At 61.0% G+C, this 18845-nt stretch carries 19 protein-coding genes; 10 read left to right on the top strand and 9 right to left on the bottom strand.

Annotated features, from left to right (window positions below):
• The first annotated feature begins 2 nt into the window (after positions 1-2).
• Genes RPF88_RS08205 through RPF88_RS08195 form a run of 3 tightly spaced genes read left to right on the top strand, consistent with a single transcriptional unit; the run spans position 3 to position 3963 of the window.
• Positions 3-830: an extracellular solute-binding protein gene (locus RPF88_RS08205; protein ID WP_442921266.1), complete on the top strand. Its 828-nt coding sequence runs from the start codon at positions 3-5 to the stop codon at positions 828-830.
• A gap of 3 nt (positions 831-833) precedes the next feature.
• Positions 834-2000 (top strand): molybdopterin-binding protein, encoded by a 1167-nt coding sequence (locus RPF88_RS08200; protein ID WP_337122141.1) that lies wholly within the window; start codon positions 834-836, stop codon positions 1998-2000.
• 13 nt (positions 2001-2013) lie between these two features.
• Positions 2014-3963 (top strand): molybdopterin biosynthesis protein, encoded by a 1950-nt coding sequence (locus RPF88_RS08195; RefSeq protein WP_337122140.1) that lies wholly within the window; start codon positions 2014-2016, stop codon positions 3961-3963.
• Here the strand turns inward: RPF88_RS08195 and mobA are convergent.
• Positions 3947-4588, bottom strand: coding sequence for a molybdenum cofactor guanylyltransferase MobA (mobA, locus tag RPF88_RS08190; protein WP_064994282.1), 642 nt, complete (start codon positions 4586-4588; stop codon positions 3947-3949). The genes RPF88_RS08195 and mobA overlap by 17 nt on opposite strands.
• Positions 4578-5462 (bottom strand): formate dehydrogenase accessory sulfurtransferase FdhD, encoded by an 885-nt coding sequence (locus tag RPF88_RS08185; RefSeq protein WP_411970052.1) that lies wholly within the window; start codon positions 5460-5462, stop codon positions 4578-4580. Before RPF88_RS08185 ends, mobA begins: the two co-directional genes overlap by 11 nt.
• 150 nt (positions 5463-5612) lie before the next feature.
• On the opposite strand from RPF88_RS08185, the gene RPF88_RS08180 reads away from it, so the two are divergent.
• From RPF88_RS08180 to fdhF, 4 genes are all read left to right on the top strand, one after another.
• Positions 5613-6869 (top strand): molybdopterin molybdotransferase MoeA, encoded by a 1257-nt coding sequence (locus tag RPF88_RS08180; RefSeq protein WP_064994251.1) that lies wholly within the window; start codon positions 5613-5615, stop codon positions 6867-6869.
• Between the two features lie 89 nt (positions 6870-6958).
• Entirely contained in the window at positions 6959-7198 is a 240-nt protein-coding gene (locus tag RPF88_RS08175) for a sulfurtransferase TusA family protein (RefSeq protein ID WP_064994283.1), read from the top strand.
• 146 nt (positions 7199-7344) lie between these two features.
• Complete coding sequence (locus tag RPF88_RS08170; protein WP_337122139.1) at positions 7345-9015, top strand: NAD(P)H-dependent oxidoreductase subunit E; 1671 nt, start codon at positions 7345-7347, stop codon at positions 9013-9015.
• Positions 9015-11807, top strand: coding sequence for a formate dehydrogenase subunit alpha (fdhF, locus tag RPF88_RS08165; RefSeq protein WP_337122138.1), 2793 nt, complete (start codon positions 9015-9017; stop codon positions 11805-11807). Before RPF88_RS08170 ends, fdhF begins: the two co-directional genes overlap by 1 nt.
• Before the next feature lie 396 nt (positions 11808-12203).
• Here fdhF and RPF88_RS08160 read toward each other — a convergent pair whose 3' ends face one another.
• The 6 genes from RPF88_RS08160 to RPF88_RS08135 form a co-directional block, all read right to left on the bottom strand.
• Positions 12204-12449 carry a DUF982 domain-containing protein gene (locus RPF88_RS08160; RefSeq protein WP_064994254.1) on the bottom strand — a complete coding sequence of 82 codons (246 nt, stop codon included), beginning with the start codon at positions 12447-12449 and terminating at the stop codon, positions 12204-12206.
• 240 nt (positions 12450-12689) lie between these two features.
• Positions 12690-12965 (bottom strand): hypothetical protein, encoded by a 276-nt coding sequence (locus tag RPF88_RS08155; RefSeq protein WP_064994255.1) that lies wholly within the window; start codon positions 12963-12965, stop codon positions 12690-12692.
• A gap of 699 nt (positions 12966-13664) precedes the next feature.
• Positions 13665-13808: a hypothetical protein gene (locus RPF88_RS08150; protein WP_337122137.1), complete on the bottom strand. Its 144-nt coding sequence runs from the start codon at positions 13806-13808 to the stop codon at positions 13665-13667.
• A 41-nt stretch (positions 13809-13849) separates the two neighbouring features.
• Entirely contained in the window at positions 13850-14314 is a 465-nt protein-coding gene (locus RPF88_RS08145) for an RrF2 family transcriptional regulator (RefSeq protein WP_337122136.1), read from the bottom strand.
• 47 nt (positions 14315-14361) lie between these two features.
• The gene (locus RPF88_RS08140; RefSeq protein WP_337122135.1) at positions 14362-14826 is read right to left on the bottom strand and encodes a group III truncated hemoglobin; all 465 of its coding nucleotides are present in this window, start codon (positions 14824-14826) and stop codon (positions 14362-14364) included.
• A gap of 136 nt (positions 14827-14962) precedes the next feature.
• Positions 14963-15487, bottom strand: a complete 525-nt coding sequence (locus RPF88_RS08135; RefSeq protein ID WP_224674386.1) for a PTS sugar transporter subunit IIA — start codon at positions 15485-15487, stop codon at positions 14963-14965.
• Between the two features lie 420 nt (positions 15488-15907).
• Here RPF88_RS08135 and RPF88_RS08130 point away from each other — a divergent pair, with 420 nt between their 5' ends.
• The 3 genes from RPF88_RS08130 to RPF88_RS08120 all read left to right on the top strand — a co-directional run bounded on the left by RPF88_RS08130 (position 15908) and on the right by RPF88_RS08120 (position 17784).
• Positions 15908-16321 (top strand): DUF5602 domain-containing protein, encoded by a 414-nt coding sequence (locus RPF88_RS08130; RefSeq protein WP_337122134.1) that lies wholly within the window; start codon positions 15908-15910, stop codon positions 16319-16321.
• Positions 16318-16842: a plastocyanin/azurin family copper-binding protein gene (locus RPF88_RS08125; RefSeq protein WP_164753808.1), complete on the top strand. Its 525-nt coding sequence runs from the start codon at positions 16318-16320 to the stop codon at positions 16840-16842. Before RPF88_RS08130 ends, RPF88_RS08125 begins: the two co-directional genes overlap by 4 nt.
• A gap of 180 nt (positions 16843-17022) precedes the next feature.
• Entirely contained in the window at positions 17023-17784 is a 762-nt protein-coding gene (locus tag RPF88_RS08120; protein ID WP_337122133.1) for a two-component system sensor histidine kinase NtrB, read from the top strand.
• Between the two features lie 20 nt (positions 17785-17804).
• Here the strand turns inward: RPF88_RS08120 and RPF88_RS08115 are convergent, their stop codons facing one another.
• Positions 17805-18659, bottom strand: a complete 855-nt coding sequence (locus RPF88_RS08115; RefSeq protein WP_245485175.1) for a LysR family transcriptional regulator — start codon at positions 18657-18659, stop codon at positions 17805-17807.
• Positions 18660-18845 lie beyond the last annotated feature (186 nt).

Raw genomic sequence — 18845 nt, 5'->3', positions numbered from 1 at the left:
AGATGCTGACCCGCCGAATGTTCTGTGCGCTTGTGGTGCTTCTGATGCTCGCGAGCGGCGCGCCTGCCCAGGAGCAGTCGATAGTTGTGGCGTCAACGACCTCGACGCAGGATTCTGGGCTGTTTGACCACATCCTGCCGCTGTTCGAGAAGAAGACCGGCATCGGCGTGAAGGTTGTCGCTCAGGGCACCGGTCAGGCGCTCGACACCGGTCGGCGCGGCGATGCCGATGTGGTCTTTGTCCATGCCAAGGCGCAGGAGGAGAAGTTCATCGAGGAAGGGTTCGGGGTGAAGCGCTTCGACGTGATGTACAACGACTTCGTCCTCGTGGGGCCCAAGAGCGACCCAGCAGGCGTCAGCGGGACCAAGGATATCGCAGCCGCGCTGATCTCCATCGAAGCCAAGAAAGCGGCCTTCGTATCGCGCGGCGACAGGTCTGGCACCCACTCGGCCGAATTGAGTCTGTGGAAAACGGCCGGCATCGACATCGAGGCGGCCAAGGGCACCTGGTACAAGGAGATCGGCCAGGGCATGGGAGCGGCGCTCAACGCCGCGGCCGCCATGAACGCTTATACGCTTTCCGATCGTGGCACCTGGCTGTCATTCAAGAATCGGGGCGAGTTGGGCATTGCCGTCGAGGGTGACAAGCGGCTGTTCAACCAGTATGGCGTCATGCTGGTGAATCCGCGGAAGCATCCAAGTGTCAAAGCGGAGGCCGGCCAGCGCTTCATCAATTGGCTGATCTCTGCGGAGGGGCAGAAGGCGATCAGCGAGTACAAAATCGACGGCCAGCAGCTCTTCTTCCCAAACGCGCAGCACGAGCGTTCCTGAAGCTTGTTGCAAACCGGCTCGGGTCTGCTTCACTATCGGGCCATGACGAGAACACTTTCTCCGACAGGCGCGCTCACCACCCTTGACAAGGCGCTCGCAGGGCTGCTCGACGGTGTGATGCCCGTCGCCACCTGCCTGGTTCCGCTCGATGAGGCTCTTGGGCGCGTGGCTGCCGGGATGCCGGCTGTCGTGCCGGCGCAGCCTGCGCGCGATATCGCTGCCATCGACGGCTGGGCGTGTCGCGCCTTTGATCTCGTGGGAGCGTCGGCCTATTCGCCAGTAGCATTGCCGACCCCGCCCCTCTGGGTGGAGACGGGCGATGCCATGCCTGGAAATCGTGACTGTGTGCTGCAGGCCGGTCTTATCGATTGCGATGGACCGGTGATCCAGGCGGCATCTGAAGCCGCGCCTGGCCAGGGTGTGCGCCGGATGGGCGAGGACATGGCGGCGACCCGCCCGCCAACATTTGAAGGAAAGACAATCGGCGTCGCTGACCTGCTGGTCGCTCGCAAAGTGGGATTGAGCCAACTTGCCGTACGGATTCCGTGCGTGCGTGCGATCGACGTCTCTGCCGAGAGCCACGAGACATTCTCCCTGCGGCTCGTGGTCGAGAGCCTGGGTGCCTCTGGAGCTTCGATTGCCGAAATAGAGGCCGTCGAGCGTGACGCGACAGCGATCGCTGCCGCTCTTGATGGCGAGTCCTGCGATTTGCTGCTCCTGATCGGCGGTACTGGCGATGGCTGCGCCGATGTGACCGCCGAGGCTCTCGCGCGGCGCCGGGTTCTGCTCGCGCATGGCATTGCTCTGCGGCCCGGGGGGACAACGGCGATAGGGCGGCTCGGCAAGACACCGATCGTCGCATTGGCCGGATCGCCGCAACAGGCTTTCGCGGGGTTCCTTGCACTCGTCCAGCCAGTCTTGGACCGCCTGTCGGGCAGATCTGAACGGTCCGGCATTATCTTGCCACTCTCGCGGAAAATTTCATCCGCGGTCGGGCTTTGCGAGATCGTTCTGCTCGCAAAGGAGCGGGATGTGTGGACACCGCTCGCTGTTGGCGACTTTTCGCTGGACGCCATGCGTCTTGCCGACGCCTGGCTTGCAGTTCCTGACGATAGCGAGGGGTATGCCGCCGGCACGCCTGTCGCCGCCGTTCCGCTCCGCAACTTTTGATCGGTGTTCCGCCATGACGCATTCTCCAACATCGGCCCAGCAGAACAGCGGCCAGGAGCAGTTCCTGACCATACTATCGCGCGAAGCTGCACTGGCGCGCTTCGAGGCCGAGCTGTTTCCCCGCCCACTACCGACCGAGAAGCGGACGCTGGCCAACGCGCTGGGGCTGGTTCTTGCCGAGGACGTCGCAGCGCCGGTCGACGTGCCGCCGTTCGACCGCTCAAATGTCGACGGCTTCGCGGTGCGTGCAGCCGACCTCGCCGTCGCCTCTGAACCGCGTCCCGTTCGGCTTGCGCTCAATGCGGAAGCGATTGCCTGCGGCACGGTTCCGCAGTTGCCCGTTCTGACCGGAACCGCCACGTCCATCGCCACCGGCGGACCGCTGCCCCGCGGCGCGGACGCGATCGTCATGGTGGAGCACACCCATCCCGCCGGGTTGAGTGCCATTGAGGTGGGCCGCAGCATCTCGCCCGGCCAGTTTGTCTCCAACGCGGGATCGGACATGGCGCGAGGAGAAGTCTTGCTGCGTGCCGGAACCGAAATCGGCTCGCGCGAGATCGGCATGCTCGCTGCCTGCGGAATCGCACAGCTGACAGTGGCTCGCAGGCCACGCGTGGCCGTGCTCTCCACGGGCGATGAACTCGTTCAGCCGGGCGAGCCGCTGCGACCGGCCGGCATCTATGATGCCAACGGCCCGATCATCGCTGCGGCTGTCACTGAAAATGGCGGCGAGGCGCATTTTCTCGGCGCCTTTCCCGACGACGAGGCGAGACTTGAGAAGGCTATGCGCGAGGCGCTCGCCGCCCACGACGTGCTGATCCTGTCGGGCGGCACGTCCAAAGGGGCAGGGGATGTCACGCATCGCATTATCGGCCGACTGGGCAAGCCCGGCATCATCGCCCACGGCGTGGCACTGAAGCCCGGAAAGCCACTTTGCCTGGCTGTGTGCGAGGGCAAGCCGGTCATCATCCTGCCGGGATTTCCGACCTCGGCCATGTTCACCTTCCATGACATGGTGGTACCCGCCCTGCGGCGCATGGCGGGGCTGCCGCCGCGCGTCGATACTCAGGTCACCGCAAGCCTTCCGTTGCGGATTCCTTCCGAACTCGGGCGGACCGAATTCGCCATGGTTTCCCTTGTGCAAGGGCAGGGAGGATTGACGGCCTATCCGACCGGCAAGGGCTCGGGAGCGATAACATCCTTTACCCAGGCGGACGGCTTCATCCGCATCGAGGCACTCGCCGATCACGTGCCTGCCGGTGCCGACGTGGCGGTGACGCTGTTCACGCCGCGGGTCCGCATCCCCGACCTCGTCGTCATCGGCAGTCATTGCGTCGGCCTCGATCTGGTCGTTGGCGAACTTTCGCGCCGCGGGATTTCGGTGCGCTCGCTGCCTGTGGGAAGCCTGGGCGGTCTTGCAGCGGCCAAGCGCGGCGAGTGCGATCTCGCCCCCATCCATCTCTTCGACCCGAAGAAGCGGATTTACAACGCGCCTTTCCTCGGTGACGGTCTCGAACTCGTGCCAGGCTGGCGGCGCATGCAAGGTTTGGTATTCCGCCAAGGGGACGAGCGTTTCGAGGGCCTCGGCGCGGAGGAGGCGGTCCGTGCGGCGCTCGCCGACCCCGATTGCATGATGGTCAACCGCAACCAAGGCTCGGGAACGCGCATCCTGATCGACCAGCTCCTCGGCGTGGAGCGCCCGGACGGCTACTGGAATCAGCCGCGCTCGCACAATGCCGTCGCCGCAGCGGTGGCGCAAGAGCGCGCCGACTGGGGTGTCACCATCGCGCCCGTCGCGCGTGCGGCGGGGCTCGGTTTTATCGCGCTGACCGAAGAGCACTACGACTTCGCACTGATCTCTGCGCGAAAGGAACGGCCTTCGGTGCATGCATTCCTCGAGGCTCTCCGGACCGACGAGGTCCTTCTGGGCCTGGAGCGCGCTGGGTTCAGCCGGCCGGGTTAGCAGAAAGCAACGCGGCCAGGCGCTCAGCTTCGGCAAGATCCTCGACCGTGTTGGCGTTGAAGAACGGGTCCACCGGCTCGACGGGCCAGGATACGGTGGCAAGGCGCTGGCGAGCGGTCCACCGGTCAATCTTGCGGAGGCCCTCGTTGGTCAACGCATGCCGCAATTCATCCCGCAGCGCGACTTTCCAGAGCCCGATGACCGGATGCGCCTGGCCGCCGGATGTCGCCACCGCCAAGTCTGCTTTCTCTGTGATGCGCGCCTGCTGGAGGCGTGCAACGAGGTCGCTCGGCAGGAAGGGACAATCGCCGGCAGCGCTGACCACCCATTCTACACCCGGCCTGTTCCCCGCCGTCCAATCGAGTGCGGCGAGTATGCCGGCGAGAGGTCCCGGATAGCTCTCGATCGTGTCGGCGGCAACGGGCAGGCCAAAGCGGGCGAAGCGAGCGGGGTCGCCATTGGCGTTAAGAACGAGCCCGTCGCATTGCGGCGCTAGCCGTTCGATGACATGCTCAAGCATCGTTCGTCCGCCGATCACACGCGTCGGCTTGTCTCCGCCGCCCATGCGCCGACCCAGACCGCCGGCGAGCACCACGCCCAGCGTTACGGTTCCCTCAGTCGTCATGCTCGGCACCCTTGCGGCGGTGGCGCGGCGCTTCCTCACCGACCGAAGCGAGGTCCTGGTCGAAGACGATCCGCTCCTGGCCCGAAAGCACGGTGAAGCGCTTGCCGCGCGCCCGGCCGACCAGCGTCAGCCCCACCTGGCGGGCCAGCGCCACGCCCCAGGCTGTGAAGCCGGAGCGCGAGATCAATATCGGAATGCCCATCCGCACCGTCTTGATCGTCATCTCGGAGGTCAGCCGCCCGGTCGTGTAGATGATCTTGTCTGCCGGATCGACGGTGTGGCGGTACATCCAGCCAGCGATCTTGTCGACGGCGTTATGGCGCCCGACGTCCTCCATATAGCAGATTGGCGTGCCCTCCCTGCAAAGGACGCAGCCATGAATCGCGCCTGCTTCCAGATAGAGCGACGGCGTGGTGTTGATCTTGCGCGTCAGCTCGTAGAGCCAGGAGGTGCGAAGCTCAGCGGGCGGAAGTGTGATGTCCTCGATCGCCTCCAACACGTCGCCGAACGCAGTGCCTTGGGCGCAACCCGAGGTCTGCGTCCGCTTTCTGAGCTTCTGCTCGTAGTCGGTGTTGCGCTCGGTGCGAACGACCACGACCTGCAGGTCTTCGTCATACTCGACATCCGTCACCACGTCGTCAGGCAGAAGCATGTTCTGGTTCAGCAGATAGCCAAGCGCAAGATATTCAGGGTAATCGTTGACCGTCATCATGGTGACGATCTCCTGCGCGTTGAGATAGAGCGTCAGGGCACGTTCTATCGGTACGCGGACCTCCACCGTCGCGCCTGTATGGTCGACGCCCGCGACCAACTCGGTCAGCCGTCGGTCTTGCGGGTCGGGTGTGATGATGGCGTGTTCGGGTTGGCGTCTCATCAAATGCATGGCAGTCTCCTGACGTCGTATTCTGGCTCGCCACTGCTCTGGCCTGATGTATCTTACAGGTGTTCAACCGAAGCTAATTAAAAAAAGCTCGGATTGATGCGATTGCTGCCAAGGCGGCACCCTCGTGCAATTGGAACATAAATGGCGCAAATCTCGGATGACTGCTTCGCTTTCGGCGGACCGATGCGGCCCATCGACGAGACCGCCGCGCTCATCGCCTCGAAACTGAGTGCTGTGCAGGAGGTCGAGGCGGTCTCGCTCGTGCTGGCGGATGGGCGCTTCCTGGCGAGGGAGATGGTCGCACCGCTGCCGCTGCCACCCTTCACAAATTCCGCGGTCGATGGGTATGCCGTGCGAGGGGCCGACCTGCCGCAAACCGTCAAAACGGCGTTCGCCGTTGCCGGGAGGGTTCAGGCCGGCATGGCGCCGGATGAACCTGTGCTGCCCGGCCAAACGGTGCGCATTTTCACTGGCGCTCCAATGCCCAAGGGGGCCGATACAGTGTTCATGCAGGAAGATGTGAGCGTGGACGGATCTGGCCGGGTCATTCTCCCGCCCGGCTTGAAAACGGGTGCCAATGTCCGTCCTATGGGTGAGGATGTCGCACTGGGTGAAGGCGTCCTCCCAGCCGGCCACCGGCTGCGGCCGCAAGATGTCGCGCTGGCCGCCGCATTGGGATTCATCGAACTCCAGGTCAAGCGCAGGATACGTGTCGCAGTGTTCTCGACCGGGGACGAAATCGTTGCGCCTGGAGACCTGCGCGGACCAGCGCAGCTTTTCGACTCGAACCGCTTCATGCTTACGGCAATGCTCGCTCGGCTCTGCTGCGACGTCACCGATCTCGGTATCCTTATGGATGACAGCCGCCTGATTGCCGAAAAGCTGCGCGAAGCGGCATCGAGCCATGACCTGATCCTGACTTCGGGCGGTGTGTCGACGGGCGAGGCCGACTGCGTGAAGGCCGCTGTCGAGAGCGCCGGAACCTTGGTGTTCTGGCGCGTCGCGATCAAGCCGGGCCGGCCCGTCGCCATGGGCGTGATCGATGGAATCCCGCTGATCGGACTTCCTGGCAATCCGGTGGCAAGCTTCGTCACCTTCGCCCATATTGCCCGCCCTGCGATCCTCGCGCTCGTCGGGGCGCGGCAGCAACCGCCGATCCCGATCGCTGTGCGGGCCGGCTTTTCTTACAGCAAGAAGCAGGGACGGCGCGAGTATGTACGAGCAAACGTGCACGCGACCGCGGATGGTTCCTACGAGGCGACGAAGTTCCCCCGAGAAGGCGCCGGACTGCTTTCATCTCTGGTCGCCACGGACGGTCTCGTCGAACTGGGTGAGGAGATAGTCCATGTCGAGCCGGGCCACACGGTCAACTTCCTCGCCTATTCCAGTCTTCTGTGACAGCAGTCCGGCCGCGCCAGAAGCAGGAGCCAAGACCCCAACGCTCCAATTGACGATGCCACGCCCCGTCGGGCATCATGCTGGCCATGATGACCACGACGAAGCTGGATCTGACCGGGCTTAAATGCCCCTTGCCCGCACTGAAGACGCGTAAGGCGCTGAAAGCCTTGAGGCCAGGCGATCGGCTCGAGGTTCACTGCACGGACCCACTGGCGGTCATCGACATACCAAATCTTCTCACTGAAATGGGAGAACGCCTTGAATCGACGGAACGCGACGACGATCGGATCGTGTTCGTGATCGAAAAAGCGCAAGCTGCGACGATCTGAAGGGTTGCACCACATCTCCCGCGGTTCCACGATATGACCTGGCAACGCCCAGCCTTGGTCGTGCAGGGAACATATCGTGCCTCATAGTCGACATCATGGTCCGCCGGATATCGTTACGAGGTAAGGGGCACGCGGGAGGCGAGCACATGACGATGCAGGAACAGCGGCGGCGTGATCGCGGACCAAAGGGCAGGCCGCTGGATGACGCCGCGCTCGCCGAGGTCCAGGCGCTGCTTGGCGCGCGCCAGCGAGGGCGCGACTTGCTGATCGAATTCCTCCACCTTATCCAGGACCGATATGGCTGCCTGTCAGCGCGGCATTTGCGGGCGCTGGCACAAGATATGCGTTTGTCGCAGGCAGAGGTCTACGAGGTGGCGACGTTCTACGACCATTTCGACGTCGTGAAGGAAGGCGAGATGCCGCCGGCGCCGCTGACAATCCGTGTGTGCGATTCAGTGAGTTGCATGCTGGCAGGCGCCGAGACGCTCCTGGCCGAATTGCAAGCGGGCGCCGATCCGGCGATCAGGGTCATGCGCGCGCCCTGCATGGGCCGCTGCGCTGGCGCGCCGGCCGCACGTATCGGTAATCGCGAGGTCGACCAGGCAACTGCCGAGGCCCTGCTGCGCATGGCCGCGGCAGCGGAGACCGATGTAAGCATACCCGATTATGTGGGACTGGAGGCGTATCGCCAGGCAGGAGGCTACCAGCTTTTGCAGCAGGTACGGATTGGGACGCTGAACACAGACCAGCTCATCGCCACCCTGGGCGATGCGGGCTTGAGGGGCCTGGGCGGTGCTGGTTTCCCTGCCGGCAAGAAGTGGCAGATCGTGCGCTCCTATCCGGGCCCGCGCCTGATGTCGATCAATGGCGACGAGGGCGAGCCCGGCACCTTCAAGGACCGCATCTATCTCGAGCAAGATCCGCACCGTGCCTTTGAGGGTGCATTGATTGCAGCGCACGCGGTCGAGGCGGAACGGATCTATCTTTACATGCGTGACGAATACCCTGCGGTGCTCGCCATTCTTCGTCAGGAGATCGCCGCACTCGAAGCTACCGGCATCGTCAAGCCGGGGTTCATCGAACTCCGCCGCGGCGCTGGTGCGTATATCTGCGGCGAGGAGAGTGCGATGCTGGAAAGCATCGAGGGCAAGCGCGGCATGCCGCGCCACCGCCCCCCCTACATCGCCGAGGTCGGCCTGTTCGGACGACCGACGCTCAACCACAATGTCGAGACGCTCTGGTGGATCCGCGACATCGTCGAAAAGGGCGCGCAATGGTTCGCTACGCAGGGCAAGCCCGGCCACCCCGGCATCCGCTCATGGTCCGTTTCCGGCCGCGTGAAAAATCCCGGCGTCAAGCTGGCGCCGGCCGGCGTAACGGTACGCGAATTGATCAACGACTATTGCGGCGGCATGGCGGACGGTCATGAGTTCAAGGCCTATTTGCCGGGCGGCGCCTCAGGCGGTATCCTGCCAGCGACACTGGGCGACATTCCGCTCGATTTCGGCGGTGATCTGGCCAAGCAGGGCGCCTTCGTCGGCTCCCATGCTATCGTCGTGTTCTCGCGGGCCGACAATATAAAGCAGGTCACGCTCAATCTCATGAAATTCTTCAAGCATGAGAGCTGCGGGAAGTGTACGCCTTGTCGCGACGGGACTGAAAAAATGGTGGCTCTCTTGCAGGAGCAGGGTCTGATGCCGGAAGACAAGATTCGCGACCTCGAAATGGTCATGCGCGATTCGTCGATCTGCGGCCTGGGCCAGGCAGCGCCCAATCCGGTCAATCATTTGCTGACGCATTTCCGGAGTGACCTCTGATGGCTGTTAGCACGGTATTCACCCTCGATGGGCAAACCGTAAGCGCCACCCCTGGCGAGACTATCTGGGATGTCGCCAAGCGCCAGGGTACAAAAATTCCGCATCTGTGCCATGTCGACATGCCGGGTTATCGTCCCGACGGCAATTGCCGCGCCTGCATGGTCGACATCGAAGGCGAGCGCGTGCTGGCTGCCTCCTGCGTTCGCCAGCCTTCTGCCGGCATGGTCGTGAAAACCGATACCGAACGCGCCCGCAAATCACGCGAGATGGTATTCGAGCTCCTCGCAAGCAACATGCGATCGGCGAGCGACGGTCCAGACAACCTGTCTGCGTTCTGGCAATGGGCCGGTTCGATGGGAATTTCGGGCAGCCGATACCGTTCCAAGTTCACCGAGGAGGGGCTAGCGCCAGAATTCGACATCACCAATCCGGCCATTGCCGTCAATCTCGACGCCTGCATCACCTGCGGCGCTTGCGTGCGCGCCTGCCGCGAGGTGCAGGTCAACGACGTGATCGGCATGGCCGAGCGCGGAAATCACTCGGTTCCTGTCTTCGATATGCACGACCCCATGGGCCTGTCGACCTGCGTCACCTGCGGCGAATGCGTCCAGGCTTGTCCGACTGGTGCGCTCTACGAGAAATCGCTGATGGACGAAACCGGCAAGACCCGTGTCGTCCAAGCGTTCGACAAGCTTGTCGACACGGTCTGCCCGTTTTGCGGCGTCGGCTGCCAGACGCGCGTCGCCGTCAAGGACAATAAAATCGTCCAGGTCGACGGCCGCAATGGTCCGGCGAACGAGAACCGGCTCTGCGTCAAGGGCCGCTTTGGCTTCGACTATGTGATGTCGCCCGAACGGCTGACGAAGCCGCTGATCCGCCGCGACGATGCGCCGAAAGCCGGCGACATCGATCTGCGCGATGTCGACCCGCTCACCGTGTTCCGCGAGGCCACCTGGGAAGAAGCGCTGGAGCGCGCTGCCAGCGGGCTGAAGCGCATTCGCGACGACCATGGCGGCAACGCACTGGCCGGCTTCGGCTCCGCCAAGGGCTCGAACGAGGAGGCCTATCTCTTCCAGAAATTCGTTCGGCAGGCATTCGGGACCAACAATGTCGACCATTGCACCCGGCTCTGCCATGCCTCATCGGTGGCCGCTCTGATGGAGGGCGTTGGCTCTGGCGCGGTCTCGGCGCCTTTCATGGATGCCATGAAGGCCGAATGCGTGATCATCATCGGCGCGCGGCCGGCGACAAATCATCCGGTGGCGGCGACTTATTTCAAGCAAGCGGCAAAGCGCGGCACCAAGCTGATCGTGATAGACCCGCGCGGCCAGGAACTGATGCGCCACGCGACCTACAGCCTCCGCTTCAAGCCAGGCAGCGACGTGGCGATGCTGAACGCGCTGCTGCACGTCATCATCGACGAGAGGCTCTATGACCAGCAGTACATCCAGGCCAACGTCTCCGGCTTCGAGGCATTGAAGGCAAAGGTGAAGGATTTCTCGCCCGAGGCGATGGCTCCCGTCTGCGGCATCGAGGCCGGTGTGCTGCGCGATGTGGCGCGCACCTATGCCAAGGCGGAGCGTTCGATGATCTTTTGGGGCATGGGCATTTCGCAGCACACCCACGGAACGGACAATTCGCGCTGCCTGATCGCGCTGGCGCTGATCACCGGCCATGTCGGGCGCGCCGGCACAGGGCTCCATCCGCTGCGCGGCCAGAACAACGTCCAGGGCGCCTCGGACGCGGGCCTCATCCCGATGTATTTCCCCGACTACAAATCGGTGGAGAATGCCGATATCCGCGGCCAGTACGAGAATTTCTGGGGCCAGGCGCTCGACCCCAAACGCGGCTTGACCGTCGTCGAGATCGTCGACGCGATCCATGACGGCGAGATCCGGGGCATGTACATTATGGGCGAGAACCCGGCCATGTCCGATCCCGACCAGAGCCATGCGCGCGCCGCACTCGCCAAGCTTGAGCATCTGGTAGTTCAGGACATCTTCCTGACCGAAACCGCATGGCACGCCGACGTGGTGCTCCCGGCCTCCGCGCATGCGGAGAAACTCGGCACCTACACCAACACAAACAGGCAGGTGCAGATCGGCCGACCCGCCGTCAACCTGCCCGGCGAGGCGCGGCAGGATCTCGATCTCATCATCGAGCTTGCCAGACGCATGGGGCTGGACTGGAACTACAAACACGTTTCGGATGTCTTCGGCGAAATGGCGCAAGTAATGCCGTCGCTGAAGCATATTTCCTGGGAGCGCATCGAACGCGAGGAGTCCGTCGTCTATCCTGCCGATGGTCCTGATGTTCCTGGCAACGAGATCGTCTTCACCACCGGGTTCCCGACCGCGGATGGCCGCGGGCGCATCGTGCCCGCCGACCTCCTGCCCCCCGACGAGGTGCCCGACGACGAATATCCTCTGGTGCTAACCACCGGGCGCTTGCTGGAGCACTGGCACACGGGCGCCATGACACGCCGCGCCGGGGTGCTCAACGCGATCGAGCCCTACGGCATTGCTGCGATGAATCCCTACGAGATCAGGCGCCGCGGCCTTGCGCAGGGAGACGTGATAAACGTAGAAACGCGGCGCGGCGTCGTCGAAGCCATTCTGCGGGCCGATCGAGAGGTCGCCGATGGCATGGTGTTCATGCCGTTCTGCTTTAACGAGAGCCCGGCCAACATGCTTACCAATCCTATGCTCGATCCTTACGGCAAGATCCCCGAGTTCAAATATTGTGCCGCGCGGATCGTGCCGGCATCGAGATCGGTCGAAGCTGCCGAATGATGTTGGAAACTGCCCGCTGACGTAGCTTGGTCGATGGCTGACTTGACGAATGCCATTTGCTCTACCGCCGCCGCATTGCCGGAGTCCGGAAGGCGCCAACCCACGTTGCAGGCCTTTGCGAAGATCGATAGATCGGAAAGCGCCGTTGCCGCCCAGACTCAGTCCACGCTTATTCCGAAGATACTCACTCGGCGTCCTCCTCATAGGTTTGTTTGGGCTGAAGGCGACGCGAGATGCATTCTAACGGAACGGTGCCGGCTTGCTTGCTTCAGTTTTCCGAGCGCCAGCCGAAGCACAGAAGTTCACCGCCGGCTTTCCGTTTTTCATTCTGAGTATGTAAGCAGGTCGACGCGTTCATGGGCGCTGAACCGCGGGGCAAGCTCTTGTCACCGCAACTCACCCGACCAACATGCGCGCTTCCCGCGCTGCTTCAATAAAAGCGTCTCTGGCGATGTCAGCCGGAACGTTGCCATTCAACGCCTGCTGGCATGCTCGTAGTGCAGATCGATGCTTGGCGCTTCCTTCGTTGCGCCACTTGTCGTTGAGCAAGTCAAAAGCCTCACGAGCGTTGGTAAGGTTTCGGATGTCGCCGCTGATGCCGGTGGCAACGGCTACAGGTTTGGAAAACCACGCTTCATACATGGGAAAGCCTCTGACGCGCACAGCTCACAACGCACGTCACAACACGGAGTTTCATCATCACGCATCACCGTCCCGCGAAAGCCGGGCTGTCTGAATATCGGTCGCGTCCGCTACTTTCAGCCTTCGGGAGGTATGCCAGGCGGGACCGTCCTAAAATGCCCCCCTGGGGTCGGCGGAGCCGCGTCCGTCGTAAAATGGCAGGTAATTGTGCCTGCCATTTTGATTCGCAAAAAGCCCCATTCAGTTGGCGCCGCCAAGTTGCTTGGTCATCTTGCAGAAATTGTCGTGATTTTTGGCTATGGCTTCGTCGCCACACTCCTTCATCATCCCGGCTCGGTCCTCGTCGTTCATCGCCATCCACGCGCTCCTGAAGTCGGCTTGCGATTTCAAGGTCTTCATGGTGGAGTCGGTGTGAAAGGGCGCCATTTTTGCCGGTTCGTCAAGCGCACCCGCAAATGCTACGCCAGCTACAATTGTGAGAGCCGCCGCTCCCATGCAAAGTATTTTGATGCTCACGATCGTTTTCTCCTAACTGATTTGCGATCGCCTCACAACGATCGAGGTCAGGCTAAAGCTCAAGTCCTTCGTGAAGCAAATGAATTTTATGATTAAATATCTGCAGTTTTTATGTTGATCTCTTGCGCAGTTTATAGGGCTCAAAAAAAGATCAACTAGTGCCATTTATTCCAAAGTTCTTCTAGGTGGTGCGCGGGTATCCACCTGCTCGACAAATGAAGGCGAGCTTTGCGTCCCTGGCTCGACGGAGCAGCGATTGTGGCCCATCACCCTGTCGTTGTAAGATAAGCTACGCGTCCCACATAGGTGTTGCGTCGAGCGTTTCTCCCCATCCGTCGACGCGTTCCCCTCAGGAGGTATTTATCTTCAAACCTGGCCGGGCTTATCAGTCCGGCCTTTTTTAACTCACGAACTCACTTCATCGAACTGAGGAGTCTCGGACCTGATTGTACTTAGACACCGACACCGATGGCGTACACAGTCCGGCCACGTACCGCCGTGGCAAACCTGGCGCCATATTGTCGCCTAATACGCGATTGTCTTCGGCGGACACCAGGCTCAAGTGGACTCTGTTCTGCGACAACATGTCCCCAGCGGCGACATCACGAGAGTGCCCGCGCCCTACATTGGCGTCACGCGGGCGCTTGACTGCACGAATGCTGCTGAACGATGTTCTAACACAGCGTCATGCGTCGCCAACTAGACAAACATCATGACGACAATCGCGCCGAGGACTATCAACACAAGCCCGCCAAGAAGCATTGGCAGCAGGCTGTTGTCGGGGTCGATACCGGAATCGATCTCTCTCGGTAACGGCTTTTCCTTCATCTTTGGTTCAGGCATGGGCGTCTCCATCGGAGCAAAACGGGCACGTAACGAAATAATCATGAGACGTTGTGCGCCGCACCGTTGCCAGCGGGTCTTTTCGGGCTGCCAAGGAAGTCCTTCGGCGCCAGCATGATGTCGGCCAGCGTATAGCGGTCCAGGGTGCTCTGGAACGAGGCAATCGCTTCACCAAACATCCCTGAAAGCTTGCAAGAGGCAGTTAGTACACATTGGTTTCCATCAGTCGCGAAACATTCAACCAGTGCGAAATCCGGCTCCGTCAACCGCACGACGTCGCCGATCCGGATCATCTCGGGCCGCCGTCCGAGAACAAGGCCGCCGGAACGGCCACGGATGGCTTTCAGATAGCCGTTGCGGGTGAGGGTATTGGCGACCTTGTTCAGATGCGTCTTCGATATGTTGAAGGCGCGCGCAGCTTCCTCAATCGTGATCAGCCGGTCACCGGCGGAGGCGGCGTACATCAGCATTCGCAACGCGTAGTCTGAGAAGGCAGTCAGCCGCATGCATCTCTCCTGCTGTTGGCGCGAGAATCCCTACCAACCAGTCTGCATCAAAGGTCCTTCTCGACAATAGGTGCGATGCCAATCGTGGTCTCACCGCGGTTGAAGGCAATTGCTAAACGGAAACTGTGCGCGATCCGAAGCGCGCGGTCCATAAAAAGCGCTGCCACCTCGGGCGGGCAAATGCGGTGCACCGTCTTGCGAAACAACTTTAACCAGCGACGGAAATGCGTCTCGCCGAGGCCGGCTATGGCCAGGTGTGGCGGCAGTGGCCGCCCCTCGTATCGGGACGTCCGAAGCAACGTCGCAGACCAGAAGTCACACATCTTCGCTAGATGCTGTGGCCAACTGTCTGGCTCGATCCGATCGTGGAAAATGGGGCCGAGAAGGTCATCATGTCGAATTTCGCCGTAAAAACCGTGGACCACCTCGCGGATCGTTGTCTCATCAAGCAACTCTGGCAATGGGACGCCGTCGACGACGATCGTCCTCCTGCTCTGATCATTCTGGCTCATCTGTTTGCTCCTGGCTTCCTCTGTCCCATCCAAGCGGGTTCAAGCCTTGGCTCGCCCATGATGATCGCCATAAACATAGATTGTAAATCTATCTTTGCGAAACCTCCCAAGGTCCGCCCCAACGTGGCCTGGGGACCTAGGCGTTGCCGAACTGCCTAGACATTGCGGTGTAAGGTCCGACACGGGAAGTATGCAAATTGGGAGGGAATTCCTGATGCGATTCAGTTTCGAGGATCGCCAACACCTCATCAGATGACCGTGCCTGCCGGAGATGTTCCCGAACCTGAGATGCCCGAAACAGCCGGCACATTTGCGAAAGGGCAGGGAGAAAGGCGGAAGTGGCAGAACGCGGCCAGAGCACGGTGTAAATGAGATCTACACGATCGTCGTCTGGGCCCTCGAAATCAATGGGCTGGGCCAAGCGTGTCAAAGACGCGACAGGCGAATAGATTGTGCTGAGTAGAGCGTGCGGGATCGCGACGCCACGGCCGATGCCGGTCGAGCCGAGATGCTCGCGGTCGAAAAGACCACGCAGAACCACCTGCTGGTCAATCCCAGTTCTTCGCGCAATCCTAATCGCGATTTTTGACAAGGCTGATTGCTTTCCCTTTGTCACAAGGTCAAGCGAGATGTCTTCTTCTGACAGGATGGGGGAGATCATGAGCGTCAATCTTCGTGTCGTTCCAAACGCGCAGTGATCAGTCGCACTGCTTAAGCAGGGCTCTGTTCACTTTCGGATGAAGTGGAATCCTGGCTGTCCCGGCCGCGAAGGCAGTGCCTTCTCGCGTCCGGGTTAAGAGCCCATTTTGAGGTGGATTGGCTCTCGCCGGAAATGGAGGCTGAAGATATCCATGGCAATTCACAGGTAGTGAAGGATTTCCGGAAATCAAGCAAACAGTGCGGGCGGCGCAAGCAGAATTACTGCACTGAAATGCCAGCTAATTTCGTTTGACGAAAATAGGGGCCTCCTACTTACTGGCAGGGCGCGACAGGCGGTATCAACAAGCTAAACAACGATTTCGTGTACCGGTCTCCTAAATTGTCGGCATCGTGACTTTTGAATTCAACAAGGAGATAACCTATGAAGAAGCTCGCCCTCGCACTTGTCGTGACAATGGCCAGCTCGCTTTGCGCCATGGCGGCGTCTGAGGTCACCAAATCCCCGCCAGCAGCGCCTTACCAACAGGTCAGCAAGCTTGTGAAGCTGCCCGACTTCCTACCTGGCATGGGTCAACTTTTTGTCGATCCGGCGACACTGCCGGCCGGTCCGTTCCTTGCCTATGATCACGACGGCAAAATTGTCAGCACCATCTATATGCTGCCGATCAAAGATCTCAATCCGGACAAACGCTTTGACAACCTCGCCGCGCCCGGCGGCAATGTCGACCATGTCGAGGTCTACTACAATGCCGGTCATCCAGGCGTCGAAGAGCCGCATGTCCACATTGTGCTGTGGCATGTCCCAGCCGCAGACGAGGCGCGGGTCGCCAAATGACACTCACGCGCCGTGAGATATTGGGCGCGGGCGGCGGTCTCGCCGCCGCCCTTTCCCTGCCTTCTCTGTCGGTATGGGCCGGCGAGGTGGTCGAAATCAAGATGCGAGGGCGCGGCGACGGTTCACAAGTCTGGTTCGATCCGATTGGCATTCTGATCAAACCGGGTCAGACGGTCCGCTGGACCAATCTCAATCCTGGCAATTCGCACACAACCACAGCCTACCACCCGGCAAACTTCGAGCGACCGCTTCGCATGCCCAAGGCGGCAAAACCATGGGATTCCGACTACCTCCTGCCCAAGGAAAGCTTTTCGGTTACCTTCACCGAGCAGGGGGTGTACGATTATTATTGTGTCCCGCATGAGCATGCCGGGATGGTCGGCCGCATCATCGTCGGCGAACCAGAGGTACACGGCTGGTCTGAAATGGTCGGAGCAAATGGCGACCTACCGGAGGAGACCCTCAAGGCATTCCCGACTGTCGAAGACATTATGACGAAAAGGGTCGTCCGGCGTGCTTAGATCATGCTCATGAAAGGTACGGCCCTCAGCAACAAATGAGACAGAATACGACGATATTGATGGGAGCGCGGGTTGCTCGGGTGTCGTCAGTGACCTTTAGGGGCGACTTCTATGACAGGCTGTGTGTTTCCGTGTGAAACTCAACGACCATCTCGGGCCGAACGCGACGCGCGCACTCCGATGCCGGACACGACTCTCTATCTCCGAACTGCAGTCGAGCAACGCGAACGTGCGACGCACCGGCTTGCTGCGCTGGGCGAAATGACAGGCGGTATTGCCCATGATTTCAGAAATCTCCTGGCAGTAATCCAATCCGGGCTCGGGCTCGCGGAGCGGAGAGCTGACGCACCCGAAAGCGTGCGTGCCTACATTGCCGCAGCGCGGGAAGGGATCGATCGAGGGATCGAGCTAACGTCACAGCTACTCGCCTTCGCAAAGCATCAGGAACTCGATGCCCATGCTGGCAATTTGAATGAGTTCCTCAAGTCTTTCGCGCCCCTCTTAAGGTATGGCGCCGGTCCCGATGTCCGCGTCAAGCTGGAGCTTGGTTCCGACGTCCCGGACTGCTTGATCGACCCAGCGCTGTTCGACGCTGCAGTGCTTAATCTCGTCATAAACGCGCGAGATGCGATGCCAGGTGGCGGGGAGGTTCACGTCATCACTGAGCGATTCGTGCAGACGACCATGACACCTGACCCACCCGGGCCGGGTACCTACGCACGCGTTCGCGTCAAAGACCATGGTTGCGGCATGGCTCCGGAAGTTTTGCGGAAGGTGTTCGATCCTTTCTTCACCACAAAGGGTGAGAAGGGCACCGGGATAGGGATGTTGCAAGTACAGGCATTGGCGCAGGCGGTTAATGGTCGGATCCGGATAAGGAGTGAACCAGGGATTGGGACAACAGTGGATCTCCTGTTCCCGTCAATCCAAGCGGACACTTAGACGCCGAAAAAGAGCTCCTATTATTTGTCGGCGCTTGCAACGGAATGCAATCCTGTCAGGGCAGGACCTATTACGCTCTCATCCGCATTTGCGGATTGCACCGCGTAAACCGGATAGGAGAACTGCGGCATTTCGGGCACAAGGTGCAGCCGGCCGGCCACTACGTGAGGCTGCACAGAGCTCATCCTGAAATATCCCGAGCCGCCCGCCGCAAGAACATAGTTCAATGCGAGCGGACCGAGATCGAAAGTAAGATCGGGCGCAGCAGTTGGGAAACTCATCCCGTGGTGATGTCCAAAGTCCGGACCCCAATCCATATAGACATAATCAGACCCGTCCAGGAGGCGCGCTTCGGAATTGGTGGTCGCAAACACGAGTTTTTCTTCCAGAAGCAGATCGATTTTCAGGCCGGGTCGATGCTGGGGCGCGTACATGATCGCCACGTCGACGAGCCCGGATGCGACTTGTTTGATCAAGTCCTGCGGCACATCGACGTGCACACGAAGCGCGATATCCGGAAGGGATTGACGCATCCATCGGACCCAGTCGAGCAGAAGGGGTTGGGCAAGGCTGACTTCGCTGCCGACCGTCAGAACAGCTCGGCGTCCCGAGGGCACGGCAACCTGGTGAAGGGTGCGTTGCCACAACTGGACGAACATCGGGGCGTGGCGCAGGAACTGCTCGCCGGCGGGAGTGAGCGAAGCGCCGCCCTTGTGGCGGACGAAAAGCTGGCGACCCAGTTGCTGCTCGAGGTTACGGATTCGTGCGCTTACGGTCGTCTGGGCGACGTTCAAGCGCTCAGAGGCCCGAATGAAACTCCCTGTCGAAACGATTTCGATAAAAGTGCGAGCGAGCTCGATGTCCATGGCGATCATAACATGAAAACTGCGTTAAAAGGTCAATCGAAATCATTTGTCGGATAGATGCCGTCCAGATCTGGCTTCGGAACCCGTTGTTCGGCGAGGTTGACGCGGCCACAGCTAGGCGGGACATGTCGACCAAACAAGTCGACGCAGCCCAATCTGGTGTCGGGGCTTTGCCTCACCGCGGCGAACGGTCGC

The organism is Mesorhizobium sp. ISC11, from assembly GCF_037162595.1.
GTDB classification, from domain to species: domain Bacteria; phylum Pseudomonadota; class Alphaproteobacteria; order Rhizobiales; family Rhizobiaceae; genus Mesorhizobium; species Mesorhizobium ciceri.
Note: the sequence above shows the minus strand (reverse complement) of the source record. Positions and strands in the feature narration are given on the sequence as shown.

What these genes read in the sequence shown, in the direction of transcription:
- RPF88_RS08205 (WP_442921266.1), top strand. Translation starts at nt 3, where the DNA reads ATGCTGACCCGCCGAATGTTCTGTGCGCTTGTGGTGCTTCTGATGCTC.
- RPF88_RS08115 (WP_245485175.1), bottom strand. Translation starts at nt 18,659, where the DNA reads ATGATCGCCATGGACATCGAGCTCGCTCGCACTTTTATCGAAATCGTT.
- fdhF (WP_337122138.1), top strand. Translation starts at nt 9,015, where the DNA reads ATGGCTGTTAGCACGGTATTCACCCTCGATGGGCAAACCGTAAGCGCC.
- RPF88_RS08130 (WP_337122134.1), top strand. Translation starts at nt 15,908, where the DNA reads ATGAAGAAGCTCGCCCTCGCACTTGTCGTGACAATGGCCAGCTCGCTT.
- RPF88_RS08175 (WP_064994283.1), top strand. Translation starts at nt 6,959, where the DNA reads ATGACCACGACGAAGCTGGATCTGACCGGGCTTAAATGCCCCTTGCCC.
- RPF88_RS08140 (WP_337122135.1), bottom strand. Translation starts at nt 14,826, where the DNA reads ATGAGCCAGAATGATCAGAGCAGGAGGACGATCGTCGTCGACGGCGTC.
- RPF88_RS08170 (WP_337122139.1), top strand. Translation starts at nt 7,345, where the DNA reads ATGACGATGCAGGAACAGCGGCGGCGTGATCGCGGACCAAAGGGCAGG.
- RPF88_RS08120 (WP_337122133.1), top strand. Translation starts at nt 17,023, where the DNA reads ATGCCGGACACGACTCTCTATCTCCGAACTGCAGTCGAGCAACGCGAA.
- RPF88_RS08160 (WP_064994254.1), bottom strand. Translation starts at nt 12,449, where the DNA reads ATGTATGAAGCGTGGTTTTCCAAACCTGTAGCCGTTGCCACCGGCATC.
- RPF88_RS08185 (WP_411970052.1), bottom strand. Translation starts at nt 5,462, where the DNA reads ATGAGACGCCAACCCGAACACGCCATCATCACACCCGACCCGCAAGAC.
- RPF88_RS08150 (WP_337122137.1), bottom strand. Translation starts at nt 13,808, where the DNA reads ATGCCTGAACCAAAGATGAAGGAAAAGCCGTTACCGAGAGAGATCGAT.
- RPF88_RS08180 (WP_064994251.1), top strand. Translation starts at nt 5,613, where the DNA reads ATGGCGCAAATCTCGGATGACTGCTTCGCTTTCGGCGGACCGATGCGG.
- RPF88_RS08145 (WP_337122136.1), bottom strand. Translation starts at nt 14,314, where the DNA reads ATGCGGCTGACTGCCTTCTCAGACTACGCGTTGCGAATGCTGATGTAC.
- RPF88_RS08135 (WP_224674386.1), bottom strand. Translation starts at nt 15,487, where the DNA reads ATGATCTCCCCCATCCTGTCAGAAGAAGACATCTCGCTTGACCTTGTG.
- mobA (WP_064994282.1), bottom strand. Translation starts at nt 4,588, where the DNA reads ATGACGACTGAGGGAACCGTAACGCTGGGCGTGGTGCTCGCCGGCGGT.
- RPF88_RS08125 (WP_164753808.1), top strand. Translation starts at nt 16,318, where the DNA reads ATGACACTCACGCGCCGTGAGATATTGGGCGCGGGCGGCGGTCTCGCC.
- RPF88_RS08195 (WP_337122140.1), top strand. Translation starts at nt 2,014, where the DNA reads ATGACGCATTCTCCAACATCGGCCCAGCAGAACAGCGGCCAGGAGCAG.